Origin of the sequence: Neisseria sp. P0019.S003 (assembly GCF_051957115.1) — a bacterium.
GTDB lineage: Bacteria > Pseudomonadota > Gammaproteobacteria > Burkholderiales > Neisseriaceae > Neisseria > Neisseria flavescens_D.
Genome location: NZ_JBQCWT010000001.1, coordinates 1 through 22,824 on the forward strand (window position 1 = coordinate 1; position 22,824 = coordinate 22,824).

Here is a 22,824-nt window from a genome sequence, read left to right on the forward strand (position 1 = left end):
TTTCAGGCATTTCAGACGGCATTATTATGGGGACGGCTGATGTATTAAAAGCCAGCCAAGTCATGCCTAAAGCCAAAATCATCACCGTACACATGGATACCGTGAATCATACCGCCGTCAGCCGCGCCGATATGCGTAAATTTATACGCGGTCAAGGCATTGAAAGCCGTGTGAACGTTCCGGAAGACGGGGAGACTGTGAGGCTAGATTGATAAGCGATCATCGTTTAAAGAGAATTTGCAAAAATACCTGAAACCTGACCACTCTTTGTTATGAAAAAGGCTGCCTGAAATTTCAGACGGCTTGAGACCTTTGCAAAATTCCTTTCCCCAAACAGCCGAAACCTAAACACAGGTTTTCGGCTGTTTTTATTTCAAATATCCACTGATTCTACTCAAATCCCCCCTTAATCCCCCCTTAATCCCCCTTGGATACCTGATAATCAGGCATCCTGACCGCCTTTTAGGCGGCAGCAGGCACACTTAGCCTGTTGGCGGCTTTCAAAAGGTTCAAACACATCGCCTTCAGATGGCTTTGCGCACTCACTTTGCTCAGCCCGAAATAGGCTGCCCGGGCATAGCGGAATTTACGGTGCAACGTACCAAAGCTTTGTTCGACCACATAACGGGTTTTCGACAAATATCGGTTGCGTTTGGTTTGCACTTCCGTCAGCGGATGTTTGCGGTGGGCTTTGCGCATAATACCGTCCTGCAGCCGATGCTCTTTCAGATGTTGCCGGTTTTCCTCACTGTCATAGCCTTTGTCGGCATAGACGGTCGTACCTTTGGGTAACCCTTCTAATAAAGGCGACAGGTGTTTGCACTCATGGGCATTGACGGGGGTAATATGCAGTTTCTCGATATAGCCTTCCGCATCGGTGCGGGTATGTTGTTTGTAACCGAGTCTGTAGAGGCCGTTTTTCTTTGTCCAACGGGCATCTTTGTCTTTGCTCGGTGTGGTTTTGCCGCTGACTTGTCCTTCCTCATCGACTTCTATAGCCTGACGCTGTTTGCTGCCGGCGGTCTGAATAATGGTGGCGTCAATGACGGCGGCGGATGCTTTCTCTACTTTTAGGTTTTTTTCGGTCAGTTGGCAGTTAATCAGTTCCAGCAATTCGGACAGGGTGTCGTCTTGCGCCAGCCAGTTGCGGTAGCGGCATAAGGTGCTGTAATCGGGGATGCTCAGTTCGTCAAAACGGCAAAACAGGTTGAAATCGATGCGGGTGATGAGGCTGTGTTCGAGTTCGGGATCGGAGAGGCTGTGCCATTGGCCGAGCAGGACGGCTTTGAACATGGATAACAGGGGTAGGCGGGACGACCACGGTGGTCTCGAAGGTAACGGGTTCTTTGACGATTCAGGTATTGTTCGATCGGCTGCCAATCAATCACCTGATCCAACTTCAACAGTGGGAAACGGTCAATGTGTTTGGCAATCATGGCTTGGGCGGTTTGCTGGAAGAAGGTACTCATGGAAAATCCCCTAAATGTCTTGATGGGAATTTAGGGGATTTTGGGGAATTTTGCAAAGGTCTCACAAGGGATTTGTTGAGAAAAAGGCTGAGGAATATAAACAAAAAGGCCGTCTGAAATTTTCAGACGGCCTTTTTTGTTTTTGAATATTGTAAGTGATTGTACTACTGAGAAAAACAGGAATTAGCAAATTAAAATACTAGCATTATGAATTTAACATAATATAAATTATGCGAATCTAAACTGGCATGATGTTTCTACAAATTATGGCCACAACCAAGCCCATGTGCTTCGTTCTTCTCCTTGCAGTAAAACTAAAGTTCTACAAGCTGAAGCTGTATTCATGCATTCGAAGCCGATTCCGTAGGCTGATAAGGCTGCTGCAATTTTAGGATGCAGAAATTTTTGTTTTTCTCCTGTACCTATAATAATGACTTCAGGACGGTTTTCTGCTGTTTCAATTGCTGATATAAAAATTTGTTCATTTAATTCTTCGATGGTTGTTTGAGGAATGATGCTCACTTTACCATCTTGCCAGCAAATGGGTTCTGAGTATGTTTGTTCACCGATTTGCAATATGCCTTGCGAGGATGAAAAAAATGATGTGGCTTCATCGATATAGTTTTCTGTGATTTTCATGGCAATTCCTGTTTTTATGGTAGAACGATTTTCAGACAGCCTTGGGAAACTTGCAAAAAAAGGTGCAAAATCAAGCAATATCAGGTAGGATTCAACGTTTGACCTTGTGCATTGATGCTTTGCTCTGAATTTACGATTGCAAGCGATTATAACAAGCCTTGGTTTTTCGTGATTATTTTAAAGTATCGGCTCAAAAGGAGACACAATGAAGCCAGTAAATATCGGTCTTTTAGGTTTGGGTACAGTCGGTGGCGGTACGGCTACTGTATTGCAGGACAACGCTGCGGAAATCAGCCGCCGCTTGGGACGTGAAGTCCGTATTTCTGCTGTTTGTGATTTGAGCGAAGAAAAAGCCAAACAAATTTGCCCGAATGCTGCTTTTATCAAAGATCCGTTTGAGCTGGTTCAACATCAAGATGTTGATGTTGTTGTTGAATTGTTTGGCGGCACCGGTATTGCCAAAGATGCGGTATTGAAAGCGATTGAAAACGGCAAACACATTGTTACTGCCAATAAAAAACTGCTGGCTGAATACGGCAATGAAATTTTCCCTTTGGCAGAAGAAAAAAATGTCATGGTACAATTTGAAGCTGCTGTTGCCGGCGGTATCCCTATTATCAAGGCTTTGCGTGAAGGCTTGGCTGCGAACCAAATCCGCAGTATTGCCGGTATTATTAATGGTACCAGCAACTTCATTCTGACTGAGATGCGTGAAAAAGGCAGCGCGTTTGCAGACGTATTGAAAGAAGCTCAGGCTTTGGGCTATGCAGAAGCTGACCCTACTTTTGATATCGAAGGTCATGATGCCGGCCATAAAATTACCATTATGAGCGCATTGGCATTTGGTACGCCGATGAACTTTTCTGCCTGCTATTTGGAAGGCATCAGCAAACTCGACAGCCGTGATATCAAATACGCTGAAGAACTTGGCTACCGCATTAAATTGTTGGGTATTACCCGTAAAACCGACAAAGGCATCGAGTTGCGTGTACACCCTACTCTGATTCCTGAAAGCCGTCTGCTGGCTAACGTTAACGGCGTGATGAATGCTGTCCGCGTCAATGCCGATATGGTTGGTGAAACCTTGTATTACGGTGCAGGTGCCGGTGCATTGCCGACTGCCTCTGCCGTGGTTGCCGACATCATTGATATTGCCCGCCTAATTGAAGCGGAAACTGACCATCGTGTTCCTCACTTGGCATTCCAACCTTCACAAGTTCAAGTGCAAAATATTCTGCCTATGGATGAAATCACCAGCAGCTACTATCTGCGCGTTCAAGCAACTGACGAACCGGGCACTTTGGGTCAAATTGCCGCCCTCTTGGCCAAAGAAAATGTTTCTATCGAGGCTTTGATTCAAAAAGGCGTGATTAATCAAAGCACTGCTGAAATCGTGATTCTGACTCACACCACGGTGGAACACAATGTTAAACGCGCTATCGCAGCGATTGAAGCACTGAGCTGCGTGGATGCTCCGATCACCATGATCCGCATGGAAAGCCTGCATGACTGAGCAACAAACGGAAAGGCCGTCTGAAGAGCAACTGGCAGCCAGAAAAAAAGCCAAGGCAAAAATCCGCACCATCCGCATTTGGGCATGGATTATTTTGTCTTTGCTGGCTCTGACTGCCCTGCTCTCACAATGCGCCATGAACAAACCGCAGATGAAACAAAATGTGGTGGAATCTTGCGTGAAAAACATTCCTTTTGCTGAAAAATGGCAAGCTGATTTGAAGGCAAAAGGTTTGGATGCGCAAAACGAGAAATTGGCTCAAGACTATTGTGTCTGCATGTGGGATCAGCCTTTAAGCAAACTCTCTGACGAGCAAATCCGAAACTTCGGCAAAATCAGCCCTGAGGAGCAACTCAAGCTCTTGGGTGGCGCGGAAGCTTTTGAGGCTCGCGATAAGCAATGCGTGGCTGATTTAAAGGCAGAGTAAACCAAAATATCGGTTTAAGCCAAAGCTACAAGGCCGTCTGAACAACAAACGGCCTTTCTTATATTGATAAATAGTAATAAGAATTGATTTCATTATGTTTTAAGTTTAAGATAGCTTGGTTAATTGCTTTTCTATGGTTATTGCCATGCGTTACCACTTTCCTATTGCCGTTGATATTTATGATTTTTTGTATACTGGCCGGTTTGATTATCTGGAAATCGGACAATCAGCAGAGTCTATTTTGCAGATGTTTCCTGCACCTGATTGCGTCCCTAAAGGCTTGTTGGTGCAAAAAGGCTGGAATATTTGGCTTTATGGCGATATCGAACTGCATTTCTCCGACAATCGTTTGACACAGATTCGTGCTGATTTTCAGCCTGATACTGGATTAAGTGGTGGCCGTTGGGTAAAGTTGAATCCGTGGTTTTTTGCAAATGGCTGCATTGATGTGTATGCTGTTATTCAACGCTTGGTGCAACGCAATATTGACTTTATTAAAACGGAAACGCATACCAACTTAATTTTGCAACTACAAAGCGGGGTCGAATTGATTTTTGAAAAATGCCGGGGTATGCAACTTGCCTCGTTCCGCAAACAAAAAGCCTCCCTGCCCCATTGGGCGCGTGAAACGGCTTCTTAAATAAAACAATGCCGTCTGAAACATCATTTCAGACGGCATTATCAGTTACAAACCATTCAATAATTGTCGGATTTTCGTCATCGCCATAGAAGTCTGTTCGTCACAGCCATCAGTCCCTACTCCGCTATCAAAGCAATCAATGCTGCTGACGCTGCAAAAGTGGGCATAGGCCATTTTCAACTCCCTGGCCAAAACGGCTTCAGGCATACCGGTCATACCGAGTACATCTACGCCGTCACGGCGATAACGGGCGATTTCAGCGCGGGTTGGACGGCGCGGGCCTTGCAGGCAGCCATAAACGGCGGAATCGTAAATCGGCACATTGTGCGCTTTCGTGATATTTAACAACTTTTGTCGCAATTCATTGCAATAAGGGTTGAAAAAATCGGTATGGACAACCGGACATTCTTGGCCTTCAAAAAAGGTATCTTTGCGGCCATAGGTATAGTCGATCAAATCGTCCGGCAACACCAAACTGCCGTTTTCAAAATCGGGGTTGATACCGACAACTGAAGAAATGGCAATAATGTTTTCAACGCCTAAAGAATGTAACGCCCAGATATTGGCGCGGTAGTTGATTTCATGCGGCGCGATGGTATGGCTGAAGCCGTGTCGGGCGAGGAAAACAATGTCCAAACGCCCCAACCTGCCGAATAAAATAGGGCTGCTGGTTAAGCCGTATGGAGTGCGTATGATTTTTCGCTCAGTAATTTCGAGTTCCGGCAGTTTGGTCAAACCGCTGCCGCCGATAATGGCTAACATATAGACTTCCTTTGTTATCAATGGCCGTCTGAAACTTGGATTTCAGACGGCCTTAATATTATCGATTTATTTATGTTTGTAGAAATGGCTGCCGAAATAGGCAGATGCACCTTCACGTAATAAAACCAACGTGACGGCGGCAAGCGGCAAGCCGGCAAGCATACCGACAAAACCCATCAGTTGTCCGAAAGCCATCAACGAGAAAATCACCCAGAAAGGCGACAAACCAATGCGGTCGCCGACGATTTTAGGTGTAATAAAAAAGCTTTCCAAGAATTGGCCGACACCGAATACAGCCCAGACCATCAACAAACCCTGCCATGAGCCATATTGCAAAAGCGCGGCAACTGTTGCCAGTAAAAGACCGGTAAATGCACCCAAATACGGAATAAATACCAAAATACCGGCAATCATACCGATGGCAAAGCCGGAATCCAAACCGACCAGCATCAAGCCCAAGCCATAAACCAAGCCCATAATCATCATAACCATCAGCTGGCCGCGCAGAAACTCGCCCAAAACTTCATCCATATTGCCGCTGATACGCGTGTAGATCTCGATAAAACGGCGTGGAACCAATTTGCTGATTCCGGAAGACCAACGTTTCCAATCCAACAAGAAGTAATACAGCAGCAAAGGCAACAACACCAAATTGCTGACGCCGCTGATCACGTTGCCGCTTTGACGCATCAAGGTTGGAATCCATTCTTTGAGCGTATTGCTCAACTCATCCGTATGCGATTGCAACCATGCAATAATCGATTCTTGATCGATTTGAATATAATCCCCGCTGACGCTGTTGAGCCACGGCAGCAGTTTGTTTTGAACAAAGCCTACGATTTGCGGCAGGTGTTCGGCCAGATTATTAAACTGATTTAACAGCATAGGTATAATAATCAGCATCAACGCCAGTAATATCAGCAAAGCAAACGCCATAATAATCATGGAGGCCGGCGCGCGGCGGATACGCTTCAATTGCAGCCATTCGACCAAGGGATTCAAAACATAGGCCAAAACGGCAGCCACAATAAACGGCGTCAAAACATTGCCTAAGGCATATAAAAGCCAAATAAAGGCCGCGATAACGCAAGCCATAATAATCCACGGTTTTACACTGCGCGCTTTCTTTTGATACATAAAAAGGTATTTCCCAATTGATGTTTAAGGTTTTCGAAATAAATAAGCAGTATAACAGATTCACAAAGGCCGTCTGAACGCGTGACGGCTATCAAGATAAAATAAAAATTGTTGACAATAATGCTAAAAAAATCAGCCTGAATCCTCTAATTTAAGATAAAATACGCTCCGACAATCTACCCATACCCGAATAAGGAAATCCAATGAGCACTTCTTTGAGCTATCGTGACGCAGGCGTGGATATCGACGCAGGCGATCAACTGGTCGAAAACATCAAACCTTTTGCCAAGCGTACTATGCGCCCTGAAGTGTTGGGTGATTTGGGCGGTTTCGGCGCTTTGGTCGAAATCGGTAAAAAATACAAAAATCCGGTATTGGTTTCCGGTACGGACGGTGTCGGCACCAAGCTGAAACTGGCATTCGACTGGGACAAACACGATACCGTCGGCATCGATTTGGTTGCCATGAGTGTCAACGACATTTTGGTTCAAGGTGCAGAACCTTTGTTTTTCTTGGACTATTTCGCTTGCGGCAAGCTGGACGTTGCCCGCGCAACTGATGTGATTAAAGGTATTGCCCAAGGTTGCGAAGAATCCGGTTGCGCTTTGATTGGCGGTGAAACTGCCGAAATGCCGGGCATGTATCCCGAAGGCGAATACGACTTGGCAGGTTTTGCCGTCGGCGTGGTTGAAAAAGAACGCGTCATCAACGGCCGCAGCATTCAGGCCGGAGACGTTGTTTTGGGCTTGGCTTCCAACGGCGCACACTCCAACGGCTATTCGTTGGTACGCAAAATCATCGAGCGCGACAATCCCGATTTGGATGCGGAATTCGACAACGGTAAAACCTTGCGCAAAGCCATCATCGCCCCTACCCGCCTGTATGTGAAACCTATCCTTGCCGCTTTGGAAAAATTTACCATTAAAGGCATGGCTCACATTACCGGCGGCGGCATTACCGAAAACGTACCTCGCGTTTTGCCTGAAAATACCGTTGCACAAATCGATGCCAAAGCTTGGGAATTGCCTAAACTGTTCCAATGGCTGCAAAAAGCAGGCAATGTGGAAACCCAAGAAATGTACCGTACATTCAACTGCGGTATCGGCATGGTCGTTATCATTGCCAAAGAAGATGCCGATGCAGTACAGGCATTCTTGAGCGAACAAGGCGAAACCGTTTACCGTTTGGGCGCAGTTCGTGAGCGCAACGGTGACGAACATCAAACCCAAGTGGCTTGATTGAGATGTAATTAAAAAAGTGCGGATGATGAATCCGCACTTTTTATTGTTTATGGTCTAGGAAAATCTTCGCCCTAGCCTACTTCTTCCATAAAGCCGGCCAACTGAGCAGTATCGTGGGCAATCATCAGCTCTTCATTGGTTGGTACCACCAAAACCGCCGGCATAGAACCTGTTGGGCTGATGATACCGGAGTTGCCGTAGCGTTTGTCCATATTGGCTTTGGTGTCGATGTGCAGACCCAAGAAATCAAGATAGGAAACGGTTTTGGCACGGATGTTACGCGAGTTTTCGCCGATACCGCCGGTAAACACGAGTGCGTCAACGCCGCCACAAGCCACAGCCATCGAAGCAATGTATTTGGCAAGGCGGTAAGTCATTACTTCCAGAGCCAAGCGTGCACCTTCATGGCCTTCATCCGCAGCGATTTCCAAAGAACGGCAATCATTGGAGAGTTCGGAAATACCGAGCAAGCCTGATTTTTTGTTCAGCATTTCATCAACTTGGGCAACATCCAAACCGGCGTGTGAAGTCAGATAGCTGTATACACCCGGGTCGATGTCGCCGCAGCGCGTACCCATCACCAAACCTTCGATCGGCGTGAAGCCCATACTGGTGTCAACGGATTTACCGTTTTTAATGGCGGTAATGGATGCGCCGTTGCCTAAGTGGGCAATAATCATACGGATGTCTTCCAGAGGTTTGCCCAAAATCCGTGCGGCTTCAGGGGCAACGTAACGCATACTGGTACCGTGGAAACCGTAGCGGCGGAAAGCGTATTTTTTACGCAATTCGCGCGGAACGGCATAAGTGTAGGCACGCTCCGGCATGGTTTGGTGGAACGAAGTATCCATCACGCCGACATTGGGCAGGCCCGGGAAATGCTCTTGCGCAGCCAAAATGCCGTTGATATTGGCAGGATTGTGCAGCGGAGCGAGCGGAATGCAGGCATTGAGTTCGTCCATTACTGCTTGGTCGATCAAAACAGATTCGCTGTATTTTTCGCCGCCGTGGGCGATGCGGTGGCCGATGGCTTTAATGCGGTCGTGCAGGCCGTGTTTTTCAAGCTCTTTCAACAGCATACCTACTGCACCGGCATGGTCGTTACGGCCGGTCAAGGCTGTTTGGCATTTTTTGCCGTCTTTGCTGAACGTAATGACTGCTTCGGGCGTACCCAAACGTTCGCCGAGACAGCTTAAGAGAACTTTACCGTTTTTACGGTCGATAACGGCACCTTTGAGTGAAGAGCTGCCGCAGTTCAGAACAAGAATGAGTTGGTTGGACATGGTGTTTCTCCTTTGAATTTTTGATTGTTTTTTTGGCTTCAGGCCGTCTGAAAAGAGCAAAAACATTTGAGAGCTTTTCAGATTGCCTTTGGTTTGATGTTTAAGTCAGGCTTCATGCCCAATCCTAATTTCCATTGCAGGTATCGCTACCTGATTAAAATCTGCTTATTTGGTTTTCAGACGGCATTGTTTAATACTGCGGCCGTCTGAAAACTTAAAAGCAATCTTCCGGCACTCGGACTTGTCCTTCCATAATCACGCGTGCGCTACGGCTCATGACCGCTTTGGTGGCCGTCCATTGTCCGTCCTGACATTCGGCGGCGGCACCGACACGCAGAGTACCTGACGGATGACCGAAGCGGACTTCTTTACGCGCTCCGCCTCCGGCTGCAAGGTTGACCAGCGTACCGGGCACGGCGGCGGCGGTAGCGATGGCAACTGAAGCGGTGCCCATCATGGCGTGGTGCAATTTGCCCATGCTCAGCGCGCGTACCAATAAGTCGATGTCGGCAGCTTTGACGGTTTTTCCGCTTGAAGCGGTGTAATCGGCCGCAGGGGCGACAAAAGCGACTTTCGGAGTATGGGCGCGGGTGGCGGCTTCGGATACATCACTGATCAAACCCATTTTCAGCGCACCATACGCGCGGATGGTTTCAAATTTTTCCAGAGCCGCGGCATCGTTGTTGATGTCGTCTTGCAACTCTTTGCCTGTATAGCCCAAATCTGCGGCATTCAGGAAAATGGTTGGAATACCGGCATTGATAAGCGTGGCTTTCAGACGGCCTATATTCGGCACATCAATTTCATCGACCAAATTGCCGGTTGGGAACATACTGCCTTCGCCGTCGGCCGGATCAAGAAATTCGATTTGTACTTCGGCTGCCGGGAACGTTACGCCGTCGAGCTCAAAATCGCCGGTTTCCAAAACTGCGCCGTTTTGCATCGGTACATGGGCAATAATGGTTTTGCCGATGTTTTTCTGCCAGATTTTGACAGTACACAGGCCGTCTGAAGGGATTTTGTCTTTATCGACCAAGCCTTGTTCGATGGCAAATGCGCCCACGGCGGCGGTCAGATTACCGCAGTTGCCGCTCCAATCGACAAAAGGTTTGTCGATGGAAACTTGTCCGAACAAGTAATCGACATCGTGATCGGCGCGTTCGGATTTATCCAAAATCACAGCTTTACTGGTGGACGAACTGGCGTTGCCCAAACCGTCAATCTGTTTGCCGTAAGGGTCTGGACTGCCGAGTACGCGCAAGAGGATTTTGTCGCGTGCCTCGCCTGCTTCCTGCGCAGCGGGCGGCAGATCGGTGCGTTTGAAGAAAATGCCTTTAGATGTACCGCCGCGGTAGTAAACGGCTGGAATTTTAATTTGCGGCATTTCGAGTTCTCCTTTGTATTTCTAGTATGGTTTTTTCAGACGGCCTCTCAAATATTCAAGGCCGTCTGAAAACCTTTTTGAGCGTAGCCCAGACATTTTAACTATGCCCGATTTACCTTACGCTGCATTTCCTTCTAAGAAGTCTTGTGCGAAACGTTGCAACACGCCACCGGCTTCATATACCAACACTTCTTCTGCAGTATCGAGGCGGCAGGTAACCGGAACTTTGACGGTTTCGCCGTTTTTACGGTGAATCACAAGGGTCAGGTCGCAGCGCGGTGTGCGTTCGCCGACAACGTCGTAGGTTTCCGTACCGTCCAGTTGCAGGGTGTGGCGGTTGGTACCCGGTTTGAACTGCAGCGGCAACACGCCCATACCGATCAAGTTGGTGCGGTGGATACGCTCGAAGCCTTCGGCAACAATCGCTTCCACACCGGCGAGGCGTACGCCTTTCGCAGCCCAGTCGCGGCTTGAGCCTTGACCGTAGTCCGCACCGGCAATGATGATGAGCGGCTGTTTTCGGTTCATATAGGTTTCGATGGCTTCCCACATACGCATGGTTTGGCCTTCTGGTTCAACGCGTGCCAGCGAACCTTGGCGTACGCTGCCGTCTTCGTTTCTCACCATTTCGTTAAACAGTTTCGGATTGGCGAAGGTTGCGCGTTGGGCGGTCAAGTGGTCGCCGCGGTGGGTTGCGTAAGAGTTGAAGTCTTCTTCAGGCAAACCCATTTTCGCCAAATATTCGCCTGCGGCACTGCTGGCCAAAATTGCATTGGACGGCGAGAGATGGTCGGTGGTGATGTTGTCGGGCAAAATCGCCAGCGGACGCATACCTCTTAATGTGCGTTCCCCTGCCAGTGCACCTTCCCAATAAGGTGGGCGGCGGATGTAGGTGGACATTGGACGCCAGTCGTACAGCGGGCTTGGTGCTTTTTGTGCTGTGCCGGTATCGAACATCGGGATATAAACGTCGCGGAATTGTTGCGGTTTCACATATTCGGCCACAATGGCATCGATTTCTTCATCGGTGGGCCAAATATCTTTCAGGCGGATTTCTTTGCCGTCTGCAACGCCGAGTACATCGTTTTCAATATCGAAACGGATGCTGCCTGCCAATGCGTAGGCAACGACCAACGGAGGCGAAGCGAGGAAAGCCTGTTTTGCATACGGATGGATACGACCGTCGAAGTTACGGTTGCCTGACAATACGGCGGTGGCGTACAAATCGCGGTCGATGATTTCTTTTTGGATTTTCGGATCCAGCGCGCCGCTCATGCCGTTACAGGTGGTACATGCGAAGGCAACGATACCGAAGCCGAGTTTTTCCATTTCAGGCAGCAGGCCTGCTTCTTTCAAATAGATTTCGGCTACTTTTGAACCCGGGGCAAACGAAGATTTCACCCAAGGTTTGCGTTTCAAGCCGAGACGGTTGGCATTGCGTGCCAACAATGCGGCGGCGACAACGTTACGCGGATTGGAAGTATTGGTACACGAAGTAATCGCGGCAATAATCACTGCACCGTCAGGCATTTGGCCGTCTGAAGGCTCTTCGTAAGGTTTAGCCAAGCCTTTGCTTGTCAAATCGGCGGTCGCAAAACGGGCATGCGGGTTACTTGGGCCTGCCATATTGCGCGTTACGCTGCTCAAATCAAATTTCAATACGCGAGGATAAACGGCGTTTTTCAAGGCATCTGCCCACAAGCCTGCGGTTTTGGCGTAGTTTTCTACCAATTTCACCTGCTCATCATCGCGGCCGGTCAGTTTCAAATAATCAATGGTTTGCTCATCAATAGCGAACATCGCGGCGGTTGCGCCGAACTCAGGGGTCATATTGGAAATAGTGGCACGGTCGCCGATGGACAGGCTTCTTGCACCTTCGCCGAAGAATTCGACAAATGCGCCAACCACGCGCTCTTTACGCAAGAATTCGGTCAGTGCCAACACGATGTCGGTGGCAGTAATGCCCGGCTGGCGTTTGCCGGTCAGCTCAACGCCGACAATATCAGGCAGACGCATCATGGATGCACGGCCCAACATCACGGTTTCGGCTTCCAAACCGCCCACGCCTACGGAAATCACGCCCAATGAATCGACGTGCGGCGTATGTGAGTCAGTACCCACACAAGTATCAGGGAATGCCACGCCGTTTTTAACTTGGACAACCGGCGACATTTTTTCCAAGTTGATTTGGTGCATAATGCCGTTGCCCGCCGGAATCACATCCACATTTTCAAATGCGGTTTTTGTCCAATTGATGAAGTGGAAACGGTCTTCGTTGCGTCGATCTTCGATTTCGCGGTTTTTGCGGAAGGCATCAGGATCGTAACCGCCGCATTCAACGGCCAAAGAGTGGTCGACGATGAGCTGAGTTTGCACCACAGGATTCACTTTGGAAGGATCGCCGCCTTTTTCGGCAATCGCATCGCGCAGGCCTGCCAAATCCACCAACGCTGTCTGACCCAGAATATCGTGACACACCACGCGCGCCGGATACCAGGGGAAGTCGATTTCCTGTTTTCCCTCAATCAGTTGGCCCAACCAGCTTTGCAGCGTAGGCAGGTCGACTTTGTCTGCGCGGTTGACCAAGTTCTCAGCCAAGATGCGGCTTGTATAAGGCAGCTTGTCGTAAGAGCCTGGTTTGATGTCTTCACACGCCTGACGCGCGTCGTAATATTCCAAATCCGTACCGGGCAAAGCTTTGCGGTAGCGTTGGTTGGCAGTCATGTCGGTTCTCCTAAATCTATTCTTTTTTTGGTTTTGGGGTTTCAGACGGCCTGTTGATTCGGACCTTAAGGCCGTCTGAAACCATAAATTCTGTGTTATTGCTTGTTGTCTGAAATCTATTCGCGGTATGAAAAAAAATTGCTGCTCCGCTACCATCATTCCCGTATAGACGGAAATCCAAACTTAAATCTTTCAGCACTCTTTACAGCAGAACATTTCAACTTTTGAATTTCTGCCTGTATGGGAATGACGACAGCAGAGCAGCATGTTTTCCAAACGGCCGGCTCTCTCTCTCGCATACTGCACTAGGCCGTCGAAAAACGAAAACATCATTTATTCATTGTTTTCAAACGGCATTTCGAGATGGGGTGGGCAGGCGGCCCACCCTGCTGTTACGCGTATTAGCGGTTTTCAATCTCCACGAATGCCAAATCTTCAGGGCCTGTGTAGTTTGCGCTCGGACGGATGATTTTGCCGTCTTTGCGTTGCTCGAGAACGTGTGCGCTCCAACCGGTTGTACGGGAAATTACGAACAGCGGTGTGAACATAGCGGTCGGTACGCCCAATTTTTGGTAGGAAACGGCAGAGAACCAGTCCAGATTCGGGAACATTTTTTTCTCTTCCCACATCACGCTCTCCAAACGTTCGGCAATGTCAAAGAGGCGCATATCGCCGGTTTCTTTGCTCAAACCGCGTGCCACTTCTTTAATGACAACGTTGCGAGGGTCGGAAATGGTGTACACCGGATGACCGAAACCGATCACGATTTCTTTGCGGCCTATGCGTTCGCGGATGTCTGCTTCGGCTTCGTCGGCATTGCGGTAGCGTTTTTGAATATCGTAAGCCACCTCGTTCGCACCGCCGTGTTTCGGACCTTTCAACGCGCCGATTGCACCGGTAATGCTGGAGTACATATCAGAGCCTGTACCGGCAATCACGCGGGCAGTGAAGGTAGAAGCGTTGAACTCGTGTTCGGCATACAGAATCAGTGAAACGTGCATGGCTTTGATGTGTGATTCGCTTGGGCGTTTGCCGTGCAACAAGTGCAGGAAATGACCGCCTATGGTCTCTTCGTCGCTTTCAACTTCAATGCGTTTGCCGTTGTGCGAATATTGATACCAGTACAGCAGGAGGCTGCCGAGGCTGGCGATCAGTTTGTCGGCGATGTCGCGCGCTTCACTTTCCGGATGGCTTTCACGTTCAGGATGAACGCAGCCCAGCATGGATACGCCGGTACGCATCACGTCCATCGGATGGGTATGTGCAGGCAGGCTTTCCAAAACTTTAATCACACGGATAGGCAGGCCGCGCATGGATTTGAGCTTGGTTTTATAAGCGGCCAGCTCGAATTTGTTGGGCAGATGACCGTGAATCAGCAGGTGGGCGACTTCTTCAAACTCGCATTTTTGTGCCAAATCCAAGATGTCGTAACCGCGATAGCTCAAATCGTTGCCGGTACGGCCAACGGTACACAATTCGGTATTACCAGCCGCAACGCCAGAAAGCGCAACAGATTTTTTAGGTTTGAAAGTCGGGGTTTGAGTAGTTTCAGTCATGGTATTTCTCCTTTGTATTTTTGTGGGTTTTATTTTTCAGACGGCCAATGCGGATTTGTTGAAAGGCCGTCTGAAAGCGGTTACTTATTTTTGAAACAATTTATCCAGTTTTTGCTCGAAGGCATGATAGTTCAGATGCTCGTACAGCTCGGCACGGGTTTGCATACTGTCAACCACTGCGGCCTGAGTGCCATCGCGCATAATCGCTTCATAAACATTCAAAGCGGCTTTGCTTGCTGCGCGGAACGATGACAGCGGATACAGCACCAACGACACGCCGTTTTCAGCCAGCTCGCTTTGGGTATAAAGCGGAGTGGAACCAAACTCGGTAATGTTGGCCAATACAGGCACTTTCACTGCATCTGCAAATTGGCGGTACATTTTCAAATCGGTCATGGCTTCAGGGAAAATCATGTCTGCACCGGCTTCGACACAAGCCTGAGCGCGTTCGATAGCGGCATCCAAACCTTCTACCGCCAGCGCATCGGTACGCGCCATAATCACGAAGTTCTCATCAACGCGGGCATCTACGGCAGCTTTGATACGGTCGACCATTTCATCTTTAGAAACGATGGCTTTGTTCGGACGGTGGCCGCAGCGTTTTTGCGCTACCTGATCTTCGATGTGAACCGCTGCAACACCAGCGCGTTCAAAGTTGCGAATGGTACGGGCAATATTAAATGCACCGCCCCAACCCACATCGATGTCCACCAGCAGAGGCGTATCCACGTTGTCCGTAATGCGTCGTGCGTCGATCAGCACATCTTCCATTGTGGTAATGCCCAAATCAGGGATACCGCAAGAGCAGGCTGCCACGCCGCCGCCGGACAGGTAAATCGCTTTGAAACCGCTTTGGGTGGCCAATCGTGCAAAGTAAGCATTGACGCAACCGACTACGGCAAGAGGGTTTGATTCTTTCACGGCTTGACGGAAACGCGCTCCGGCAGAGTGTTGGCTCATCATATTTCTCCTTTATAGACTTTTTTCAGTATTAATCGGACGGCTCAGTTTTTCACAACTTGAAACGAACCGTTTAAAAAGAAACAATCGTTCTAAAAACTGTTTTCAGACGGCCTATAAAATTTCCATTATCAACCATCTAAAAATTTAAAATTAATAAAAACAAATAGTTATCAAAACCAATAAATATAATAAGGCTGAAGCGGAGGCGTTTGTTTTTTAAATATTATTAATCAGTATATGAATGCAACAGGGGAAAGAAGTTTTAAAACCCGAAGTGTTTGAAGGAATGCGGAAACTGGATTCGGGTTGAGAGCCTTCAGACCGCCGCGACTGGCAATAAGCAGACGACGACGGGATCGGCGGAGAGAGGGGAAAATCTATAACAAGAGAGAGTGGTTTGATACAGATTCATGATGATGTTCCTTTGTAGTGCGATGTAGTTTTTATTTATGGAAACAAATTTAAAAAATAAAACCGGTCTTGTCAAACACTTTTTTCAAAAAAATTATAAAAAATTCAGTTATTAATAAACGATTTTTTTGCAACAAATGTAAAAAACGGACAGGCTGTACCACATCAAACCCTTGTGTGGCCTAGCTTCTGTCCGTTTTGTACTTTTGGCTGATAGTCAGAATAATTGTAAACAATCCATCTAAAAATAATTTATAATTGATTCATTTATAAGGAACTTTTAAATATGCCTTCTGAAAAAATTAAAATTTTTGCCTTTAAATTTTCAGACGGCCTTTGCATGATGACTACTCTGCACTAAATGCCGTCTGAAAAGTCTGTTTGTCAATGGTAATGTCGGCAGTGTAATCATGGCGGCCTTCGACGCAAAACGGCAAGCGGATTTGCGCAGCCTGCCAACTTTGCGGCGATTGTTGCGTCAGGTTATAGTGGTTGAAGCCCATGTCCATGTTTTTCATACTGAAACTGATACTGACCGCACCCGTATTCTTCGGCACATTCTCCACCACAATATCAAAAGGCTCGTGTGTATTGATGGAGGTCGCACGCACTTTTGAACCGTCAGGCAGGACGCAGCCTTGTGTCAGACTACATTCGACTACATTCGCTTTTATCTGTTGCCGCTGCCACCAATCCAAGAGCAGCAGTTTGGCCGCCGCAAACACAATCAGTAAAACAGCGGCAATCAGTAGTTTTTGATTTTTACTCATTCCAGACGGCCTCAATGTCATTATCGGTCACAACGGCATGCGCACCTATGCTCCGCCACTGTTCGCGATAAATGGAAACCATACTTTCCGGAGCTGCCGTAATCAACGGCATAGCCACGCCTTGTGCCAAAATATCGACAACTTGCTTGGCTGCCACTTCATTCGCCACTTTCCACACGACAGTATCCGCATTTTGCACCTGCTGCCATTGTTCGGCATTTTCAATGATTGGCCATGCGCTAGACGCTTCTATCGGCTTGCCTTGCTGCCAATCGGCAAATTCCAACAATACGGCAGAGGCGGTTTGATGCTGAGCCGATAGATATGGCACAACATGATATTCGCCCATGCTGTTTTGGCCGCTCAAGCCACTTTTCAGGCGGCCTTGAAGCTGGCGCGGAATGGATAGGGAGCGTAATAATGCGCTATTGGCAGGCAACATCGGCGCAACGGTAAAATCCCCTGCCTTTTGCCATGCCCATTTCTGCCCTTCCCTCGATTGGATTTCGCCTGTCCATTGGTCGGCTTCTACCCATAAAAAATGCAGGCGTACATGTGCGTGTTCGTAGGAATGGACTTTGGTCAGCCACGGCGTAGCGGCGAGGATACGGATGCCGAGTTCTTCTTCAAACTCGCGTTGCAAGGCTTGAAAATCGCTTTCACCGGCTTCTACCTTGCCGCCGGCAAATTCCCAATAACCGGCATACGGTTTACCCTCGGGGCGGGAACTGAGCAGGTAGCGGCCGTTTTGGTCGAGCAAAATTCCGGCAACCACTTGCACCAATGGACGTGTGTCTTCAGTCATCATGAGATTATTCTTAATATGTGGCAGGCGGCGACACCTACCGATTTATGCGTAAAAAAACGATGTCGGGCCTATACGCCCGACCTTTGACAAATACCTAACTCTTCAGGCCGTCTGAAAAGGATGCTCTATTTCAGAATACTTAAATCCGGCCTTATTTTTCCGCAATGACAAAAGCCATGACGGTATCCTCTTCATCGCTCATACTGAGATGACAGCCGTGGATGCCCTGCTCTTCCAGCCATTTGCTCAAAACCGGTGCAAAAAACAATTCAGGTTTGCCCAGTGCGTCATGTCCAACACCGATATTGCGGAAAGACACCACGCCGCGTATGCCCGTACCGACGGCTTTGGCAAAAGCTTCTTTGGCGGCAAAGCGTTTGGCAAGATAGTTGACCGGCTTGCCTGCCTGTGGAAACTCCAACAGCTCTTCCGGGCTGAGAATGCGTTGCGCAAATGCCAGTCCGAATTTTTTGTTCAGGCGGATAATGCGTTTGAGAGAAACAATGTCTGTACCGATTCCGTAAATCATGGGTCTGCTCCTTGTTTAAATAGTCAGGCCGTCTGAAAGTGTGAATACCGACCAAAGCAAACCGCTTTAGCCGGTATGGCTGATGCCGTTAAGGCAGCATTCTGGCTCTGAACATGACTTCCTTCATTTGGCGGACCGCTTCAGGCAGGCCGAGGAAGAGTGCTTGGGAAATCAGCGAATGACCGATGTTCAGCTCGCGGATGGCAAGAATTTGAGCAATCGGCGTTACGTTGTGAATGGTCAGGCCGTGTCCGGCATTGACGACCAAACCCAAATCGCTGGCGTAATGCGCGCCGTTTTGAATGCGCTCGAATTGTTTCATTTGCTCGGCGTGGCTGTGCGCATCGGCATATGCGCCGGTGTGCAACTCGATAACGGGCGCACCGACATCATAAGCGGCTTGGATTTGCGCGTTGTCGGCATCGATAAACAAGGACACGCGGATGCCTGCGTCGGTCAGGATTTTAGTAAACTCTGCCACTTTATCCTGTTGCGCCAATACGTCCAAACCGCCTTCTGTAGTCACTTCTTGACGTTTTTCAGGCACGAGGCACACGTCTTCCGGCATGACGTTGAGCGCGTTTTCCAGCATTTCTTCCGTCAGCGCCATTTCCAAATTCAAACGCGTGCGGATAGCGTTTTTAACGGCAAATACATCCGCATCTTTAATATGGCGGCGGTCTTCACGCAAGTGCATGGTAATTAAATCTGCGCCGTGGGTTTCCGCAATCAGCGCCGCTTCGACAGGGCTGGGATAAATCGTACCGCGCGCATTGCGGACGGTGGCAATATGGTCGATGTTTACGCCTAACAACATAATAATGTCCTTTCTTTAAGGTTTCAGACGGCCTAAGCCTTTACCTACAAAGGCCGTCTGAAAAAATTCAACTGCCCAAACCAAACTGCTGCAACTGCTGCAAAACCTGCCGAGACTTGATGCCCTCAGGCAGAAGGTTGTCAATCAAAAGCCGTGTCACTTTCAAAGCCTGACCGAGGCTTTCCTGATGAACGAAGCTGCCTTCCCTCAAATCGATTAAGGTCGCGCCCAATACGGCCACGCCCTTATTGAGCGCATGGAAACGGTCGGCCTCGGACAGGGGAACCACAGCCTCTTCCGGCGTGAGCCAATAAGTTTCTTCGCCATTGATTTCATTGCCGTTGCCATCATGAAACAAATTGGGGGCGAAGCCCAAGCGTGTCAACAACGTCCATTCAAAACGGCGCAAAGCGGCAATATGGTTGGCCTCGCAACAAATGGTTTTCATGGTTTCCGCCAAAACATCGTAAAGCTCGGGCAACGGGTCTTCGCGGACGGTCAACTTCAGCATCAACTCGTTCACATACAATCCGCTGAACAAAGCCCTGCCCTGAGGCTGCGGCCAACCGCCTATCCATTCGGCGCGATGCAGGGTCTTCAACTCTTGCGAGCCATACCAAGACGCGCTCACCGGCACAAACGGCACCAACACGCCGCGCAATTCGCTCTGCCGTTTGCGCGCGCTTCTGGCCAACAAAGCGACCCGCCCATAACGGCGGCTGAAAGCCTCCACCCACAAGCTGCTCTCACGCCACGGGGCGGAAGCAAGCAGAAAGATAGGTTCGTGGTTGATGCGGTTTGGTTGCGCCATAAGGGTTTGGAAAGATAAAGATTGTGTCGATTATAACGGAAAATCGACGCAAAAAGGCCGTCTGAAAATCCGCCTTCTATAAAGGCCGTCTGAAAACCTTTATAATCCGTTTTGAATGAACAACTGACTTTCCTGTGTTTATGCCGAAATTCCCTTTTAAATCTGCCCTTTCCCTGCTCTCCGCAGCCCTATTATCTGCCTGCTCGCTGGTAAAATATCAACCTATCGCCGGTATTGATACGGTCGACCTGCAACGTGGCTACCGCTTTGAAACCAGCCAACTTCAGCGCAACAACGAAGACGATACGCTTATTGTATTGATGTTCTCCGGCGGCGGTACGCGCGCGGCAGCCTTAGGTTATGGCGTGTTGGAGCAGCTTCATAAGCAACAGATTACCATCGGCGGCAAAAAACAATCTCTGATGTCGAATGTCGATGTGGTGGTCGGCGTATCCGGCGGCTCGGTTTTAGCGGCTTATTTTGCACTCAAGGGTGAAGAAACCATTCCCTTGTTTTATAAACGTTTCCTACACCAAAACTTCCAACGCCAAGTCGTTAAACAAGCATTTTCCATGTCCAACCTGCCCCGACTGGCCTCACCTGAATACGGACGCGGCGATCTGTTGCAGGAGCAGTTTGAAAACTACCTTTTCGGCAAAACTACTTTCCGCGATTTGGAAAAAAATGCCAAAGGCCCGTTTGCCATCATTTCCGCCACCGATATGGGCATAGGCGAGCGTTTCAATTTCACGCAGGAATATTTCGACCCGATGTGTATCGACTTGGGCGACTTGCGACTTGCCCGCGCTGTCGCAGCTTCAAGCTCCGTGCCTATGGTATTTGCACCGATTACCCTAAACAACAACGGCGGACGCTGCAGCTACACGCCGCCGATCAAAATCGAAGATGCAGACGGCAGCGAAACAGGCAGACAACAAAGTCGCACCATAAAAGAATTTTACGAGCGCTTCCAAAAATACGCAGATGGGAAAAACCGACCCTACATCCACCTGATAGACGGCGGCCTGACCGATAATCTGGGTATGCGCAGCCTTTTGGATATGACGGAAATGTACCCGGAAAAAATCCTGACAAACAAAATCCTGCAAAACAATATCCGCCATATCGTCGTCATCAACGTCAATGCGCAAAACCAAGTCAGCAGCAATTTGGACAAAACCGCGGCCGTTCCCGGTTTCCGCGATGTCGTCTCCTCTATCGTCAATATCCCCATTGACCAAAACTCGCAAGAATCCCTGCGCCGTTTCCGTGCCTTCGTCGATCAGTGGAATAAAGACAAACAAACCGACGGTATCAGCTTCTCCTTCGTCAGCCTCAACCTCAAAGACCTCCCTCCTTCCGAGTTGAGGGAAAAAGTATTGAACATTCCGACCAGTTTTTATCTGCCGCCGGAAGATGTGGACAACCTGCGTACCGCCGCTGCCGAACTGATGAAGCAATCGTTGGACTACCGCAACCTGCTGACAGAATTTGCAGCGCACCACAATCCCGACGCCATCTTTGCCGAACCGCCGCCGGACGCTAAAGATTTCAAACCGTTAAACGAAAAAGAAACACAGAAACAATCTGTTCCATAAAGTATTGCTCTGTTAAAATAGACAAATAGATTTCAACCCCTTCAGACGGCCTCAGAGATAAAGGCCGTCTGAAAAAAATATCAAAAATAGAATAAAACCATGACCGAAAAAACCACACCTATCGTTACTGATATTGACCGCCCTATCCTCGTTCCGCCGGGCGGTCATAAAAAAGTCCTGCTGCATTCCTGCTGCGCCCCATGTTCCGGCGAAGTGATGGAAGCCATGCTTGCCAGCGGCATCGACTACACCATTTATTTTTACAACCCCAATATCCATCCGCACAAAGAATATATGTTGCGCAAAGAAGAAAATATGCGCTTTGCGGACAAATTCGGCATTCCCTTTGTCGATAAAGACGACGACTACGAAAATGACCGCAAAGAATGGTTCGCCAAAGCCAAAGGCATGGAATTTGAACCCGAACGCGGTATCCGCTGCACCATGTGTTTCGATATGCGTTTTGAAAAAGCGGCCCAATACGCTCATGAAAACGGCTTCCATGTTTTCACCAGCTCACTGGGCATTTCACGCTGGAAAGACATGAAACAGATCAACGGCTGCGGCCATCGCGCCGCCGAGCCGTATGATGACTTGGTTTATTGGGATTTTAACTGGCGCAAAGGCGGCGGCAGCGCACGCATGATTGAAATCAGCAAGCGTGAGCATTTCTACCAACAAGAATATTGCGGTTGCGCCTACTCCCTGCGTGACTCCAATGCCCACCGCAAATCGCAAGGCCGCATCCCCATCAAGCTGGGCGTATTGTATTACGGTGATGAATCCACACAATACGAGCCTCAAGCCGAAAACAAAATCATTGTTGAGAAATAAATATCAAAGGCCGTCTGAATGTTTCAGACGGCCTTTGTTTAAATCAGATGATTAACGGCGGCGGAATTTACCGTGATCAAAATCATCAAATGCCTGATAAGCAGCTTGGCATTGAATTTTTTGCTCGGCATAAGGCAAACCGCGGAATGCTTTTGCCGCTTTACGGTTTTCCCTCAATTCGGCCTTGTTGCCTTTGTAGCGATACCAAGCGGCACGGCGCTCAAGGTATCTCTTACAAGCAGGATGCAATTTGTTTTTCTTCGCCTGTTGGTGTTTGCTCACATGATGGCCATGCGGTTTGGCCGCCGCTTCGGCAGAATAAGTATCCAAGCTCAATACGGCAACCGCCGCCAGTGCGGAACCTAAATTTTTCAACATTAACATGATTCGCCTCCTAAATAGTTTTTCCATTATATGTTTCGCCAGGGCACCGGCAAAACGCCCATTTTTTACATGACAAAAATGTGGTTAATTACTACATCATACTACTTGCTTTGCAAAATTTAAC

At 48.6% G+C, this 22,824-nt stretch carries 20 protein-coding genes and 2 pseudogenes; 7 read left to right on the forward strand and 15 right to left on the reverse strand.

Translation table 11 applies throughout. The features are described 5' to 3' along the window. A pseudogene (locus ACTHTS_RS00005) lies at nt 1-212 on the forward strand (MBL fold metallo-hydrolase); the annotation flags it as partial. 250 nt (nt 213-462) lie between these two features. Here ACTHTS_RS00005 and ACTHTS_RS00010 read toward each other — a convergent pair. Next, nucleotides 463-1,469: pseudogene (locus ACTHTS_RS00010) on the reverse strand (IS5 family transposase). Between the two features lie 264 nt (nt 1,470-1,733). Further along, nucleotides 1,734-2,108, reverse strand: a complete 375-nt coding sequence (locus ACTHTS_RS00015; RefSeq protein WP_440368706.1) for an Mth938-like domain-containing protein — start codon at nt 2,106-2,108, stop codon at nt 1,734-1,736. A 205-nt stretch (nt 2,109-2,313) separates the two neighbouring features. Here ACTHTS_RS00015 and ACTHTS_RS00020 point away from each other — a divergent pair, with 205 nt between their 5' ends. From ACTHTS_RS00020 to ACTHTS_RS00030, 3 genes are all read left to right on the forward strand, one after another. Further along, a complete protein-coding gene (locus tag ACTHTS_RS00020; protein ID WP_070644763.1) occupies nt 2,314-3,621 on the forward strand; it encodes a homoserine dehydrogenase in 1,308 nt (435 codons plus the stop codon). Continuing rightward, complete coding sequence (locus ACTHTS_RS00025; RefSeq protein WP_049322347.1) at nt 3,614-4,048, forward strand: hypothetical protein; 435 nt, start codon at nt 3,614-3,616, stop codon at nt 4,046-4,048. The genes ACTHTS_RS00020 and ACTHTS_RS00025 overlap by 8 nt, the downstream gene beginning before the upstream one ends. Nucleotides 4,049-4,193: 145 nt before the next feature. Then, nucleotides 4,194-4,688, forward strand: coding sequence for a hypothetical protein (locus ACTHTS_RS00030; RefSeq protein ID WP_234396198.1), 495 nt, complete (start codon nt 4,194-4,196; stop codon nt 4,686-4,688). A 45-nt stretch (nt 4,689-4,733) separates the two neighbouring features. On the opposite strand, the gene ACTHTS_RS00035 is transcribed toward ACTHTS_RS00030, so the two are convergent. Together ACTHTS_RS00035 and ACTHTS_RS00040 are read right to left on the reverse strand one after the other, a co-directional pair. Then, a complete protein-coding gene (locus tag ACTHTS_RS00035) occupies nt 4,734-5,450 on the reverse strand; it encodes an S-methyl-5'-thioinosine phosphorylase (protein WP_440368708.1) in 717 nt (238 codons plus the stop codon). Between the two features lie 66 nt (nt 5,451-5,516). Then, nucleotides 5,517-6,587, reverse strand: a complete 1,071-nt coding sequence (locus ACTHTS_RS00040; protein ID WP_440368710.1) for an AI-2E family transporter — start codon at nt 6,585-6,587, stop codon at nt 5,517-5,519. Nucleotides 6,588-6,790: 203 nt separating this feature from the next. Between ACTHTS_RS00040 and purM the strand changes: the two genes are divergently transcribed. Beyond that, nucleotides 6,791-7,825, forward strand: coding sequence for a phosphoribosylformylglycinamidine cyclo-ligase (purM, locus tag ACTHTS_RS00045; protein WP_440368712.1), 1,035 nt, complete (start codon nt 6,791-6,793; stop codon nt 7,823-7,825). A gap of 74 nt (nt 7,826-7,899) precedes the next feature. On the opposite strand, the gene ACTHTS_RS00050 is transcribed toward purM, so the two are convergent. The 10 genes from ACTHTS_RS00050 to recO all read right to left on the reverse strand — a co-directional run bounded on the left by ACTHTS_RS00050 (nt 7,900) and on the right by recO (nt 19,884). Further along, nucleotides 7,900-9,111, reverse strand: a complete 1,212-nt coding sequence (locus ACTHTS_RS00050; protein WP_440368714.1) for an acetate kinase — start codon at nt 9,109-9,111, stop codon at nt 7,900-7,902. A gap of 214 nt (nt 9,112-9,325) precedes the next feature. Beyond that, a complete protein-coding gene (gene prpF, locus ACTHTS_RS00055) occupies nt 9,326-10,495 on the reverse strand; it encodes a 2-methylaconitate cis-trans isomerase PrpF (RefSeq protein ID WP_440368716.1) in 1,170 nt (389 codons plus the stop codon). A gap of 117 nt (nt 10,496-10,612) precedes the next feature. After that, complete coding sequence (acnD, locus tag ACTHTS_RS00060; RefSeq protein ID WP_440368718.1) at nt 10,613-13,219, reverse strand: Fe/S-dependent 2-methylisocitrate dehydratase AcnD; 2,607 nt, start codon at nt 13,217-13,219, stop codon at nt 10,613-10,615. A gap of 401 nt (nt 13,220-13,620) precedes the next feature. Continuing rightward, nucleotides 13,621-14,775, reverse strand: coding sequence for a bifunctional 2-methylcitrate synthase/citrate synthase (gene prpC / locus ACTHTS_RS00065; protein ID WP_063075771.1), 1,155 nt, complete (start codon nt 14,773-14,775; stop codon nt 13,621-13,623). Between the two features lie 84 nt (nt 14,776-14,859). After that, complete coding sequence (gene prpB / locus ACTHTS_RS00070; protein ID WP_039862334.1) at nt 14,860-15,735, reverse strand: methylisocitrate lyase; 876 nt, start codon at nt 15,733-15,735, stop codon at nt 14,860-14,862. Nucleotides 15,736-16,496: 761 nt separating this feature from the next. After that, nucleotides 16,497-16,919, reverse strand: a complete 423-nt coding sequence (locus tag ACTHTS_RS00075) for a hypothetical protein (protein ID WP_440368720.1) — start codon at nt 16,917-16,919, stop codon at nt 16,497-16,499. Continuing rightward, nucleotides 16,912-17,724: an NUDIX domain-containing protein gene (locus ACTHTS_RS00080; protein ID WP_440369173.1), complete on the reverse strand. Its 813-nt coding sequence runs from the start codon at nt 17,722-17,724 to the stop codon at nt 16,912-16,914. The genes ACTHTS_RS00075 and ACTHTS_RS00080 overlap by 8 nt, the downstream gene beginning before the upstream one ends. 154 nt (nt 17,725-17,878) lie before the next feature. Further along, nucleotides 17,879-18,256, reverse strand: coding sequence for a holo-ACP synthase (gene acpS / locus ACTHTS_RS00085; RefSeq protein WP_049335203.1), 378 nt, complete (start codon nt 18,254-18,256; stop codon nt 17,879-17,881). An 88-nt stretch (nt 18,257-18,344) separates the two neighbouring features. Beyond that, the gene (gene pdxJ / locus ACTHTS_RS00090) at nt 18,345-19,073 is read right to left on the reverse strand and encodes a pyridoxine 5'-phosphate synthase (protein ID WP_070589100.1); all 729 of its coding nucleotides are present in this window, start codon (nt 19,071-19,073) and stop codon (nt 18,345-18,347) included. A 67-nt stretch (nt 19,074-19,140) separates the two neighbouring features. Continuing rightward, on the reverse strand, nt 19,141-19,884 hold the full coding sequence (gene recO, locus ACTHTS_RS00095) for a DNA repair protein RecO (protein ID WP_440368723.1): 744 nt from the start codon (nt 19,882-19,884) through the stop codon (nt 19,141-19,143). A gap of 140 nt (nt 19,885-20,024) precedes the next feature. On the opposite strand from recO, the gene ACTHTS_RS00100 reads away from it, so the two are divergent. Both ACTHTS_RS00100 and ACTHTS_RS00105 read left to right on the forward strand, forming a co-directional pair. Continuing rightward, complete coding sequence (locus tag ACTHTS_RS00100; RefSeq protein WP_440368725.1) at nt 20,025-21,482, forward strand: patatin-like phospholipase family protein; 1,458 nt, start codon at nt 20,025-20,027, stop codon at nt 21,480-21,482. Between the two features lie 99 nt (nt 21,483-21,581). After that, the gene (locus ACTHTS_RS00105) at nt 21,582-22,316 is read left to right on the forward strand and encodes an epoxyqueuosine reductase QueH (protein WP_101756277.1); all 735 of its coding nucleotides are present in this window, start codon (nt 21,582-21,584) and stop codon (nt 22,314-22,316) included. 51 nt (nt 22,317-22,367) lie between these two features. Here the strand turns inward: ACTHTS_RS00105 and ACTHTS_RS00110 are convergent, their stop codons facing one another. Beyond that, complete coding sequence (locus ACTHTS_RS00110) at nt 22,368-22,700, reverse strand: stress response protein (protein ID WP_440368488.1); 333 nt, start codon at nt 22,698-22,700, stop codon at nt 22,368-22,370. Nucleotides 22,701-22,824 lie beyond the last annotated feature (124 nt).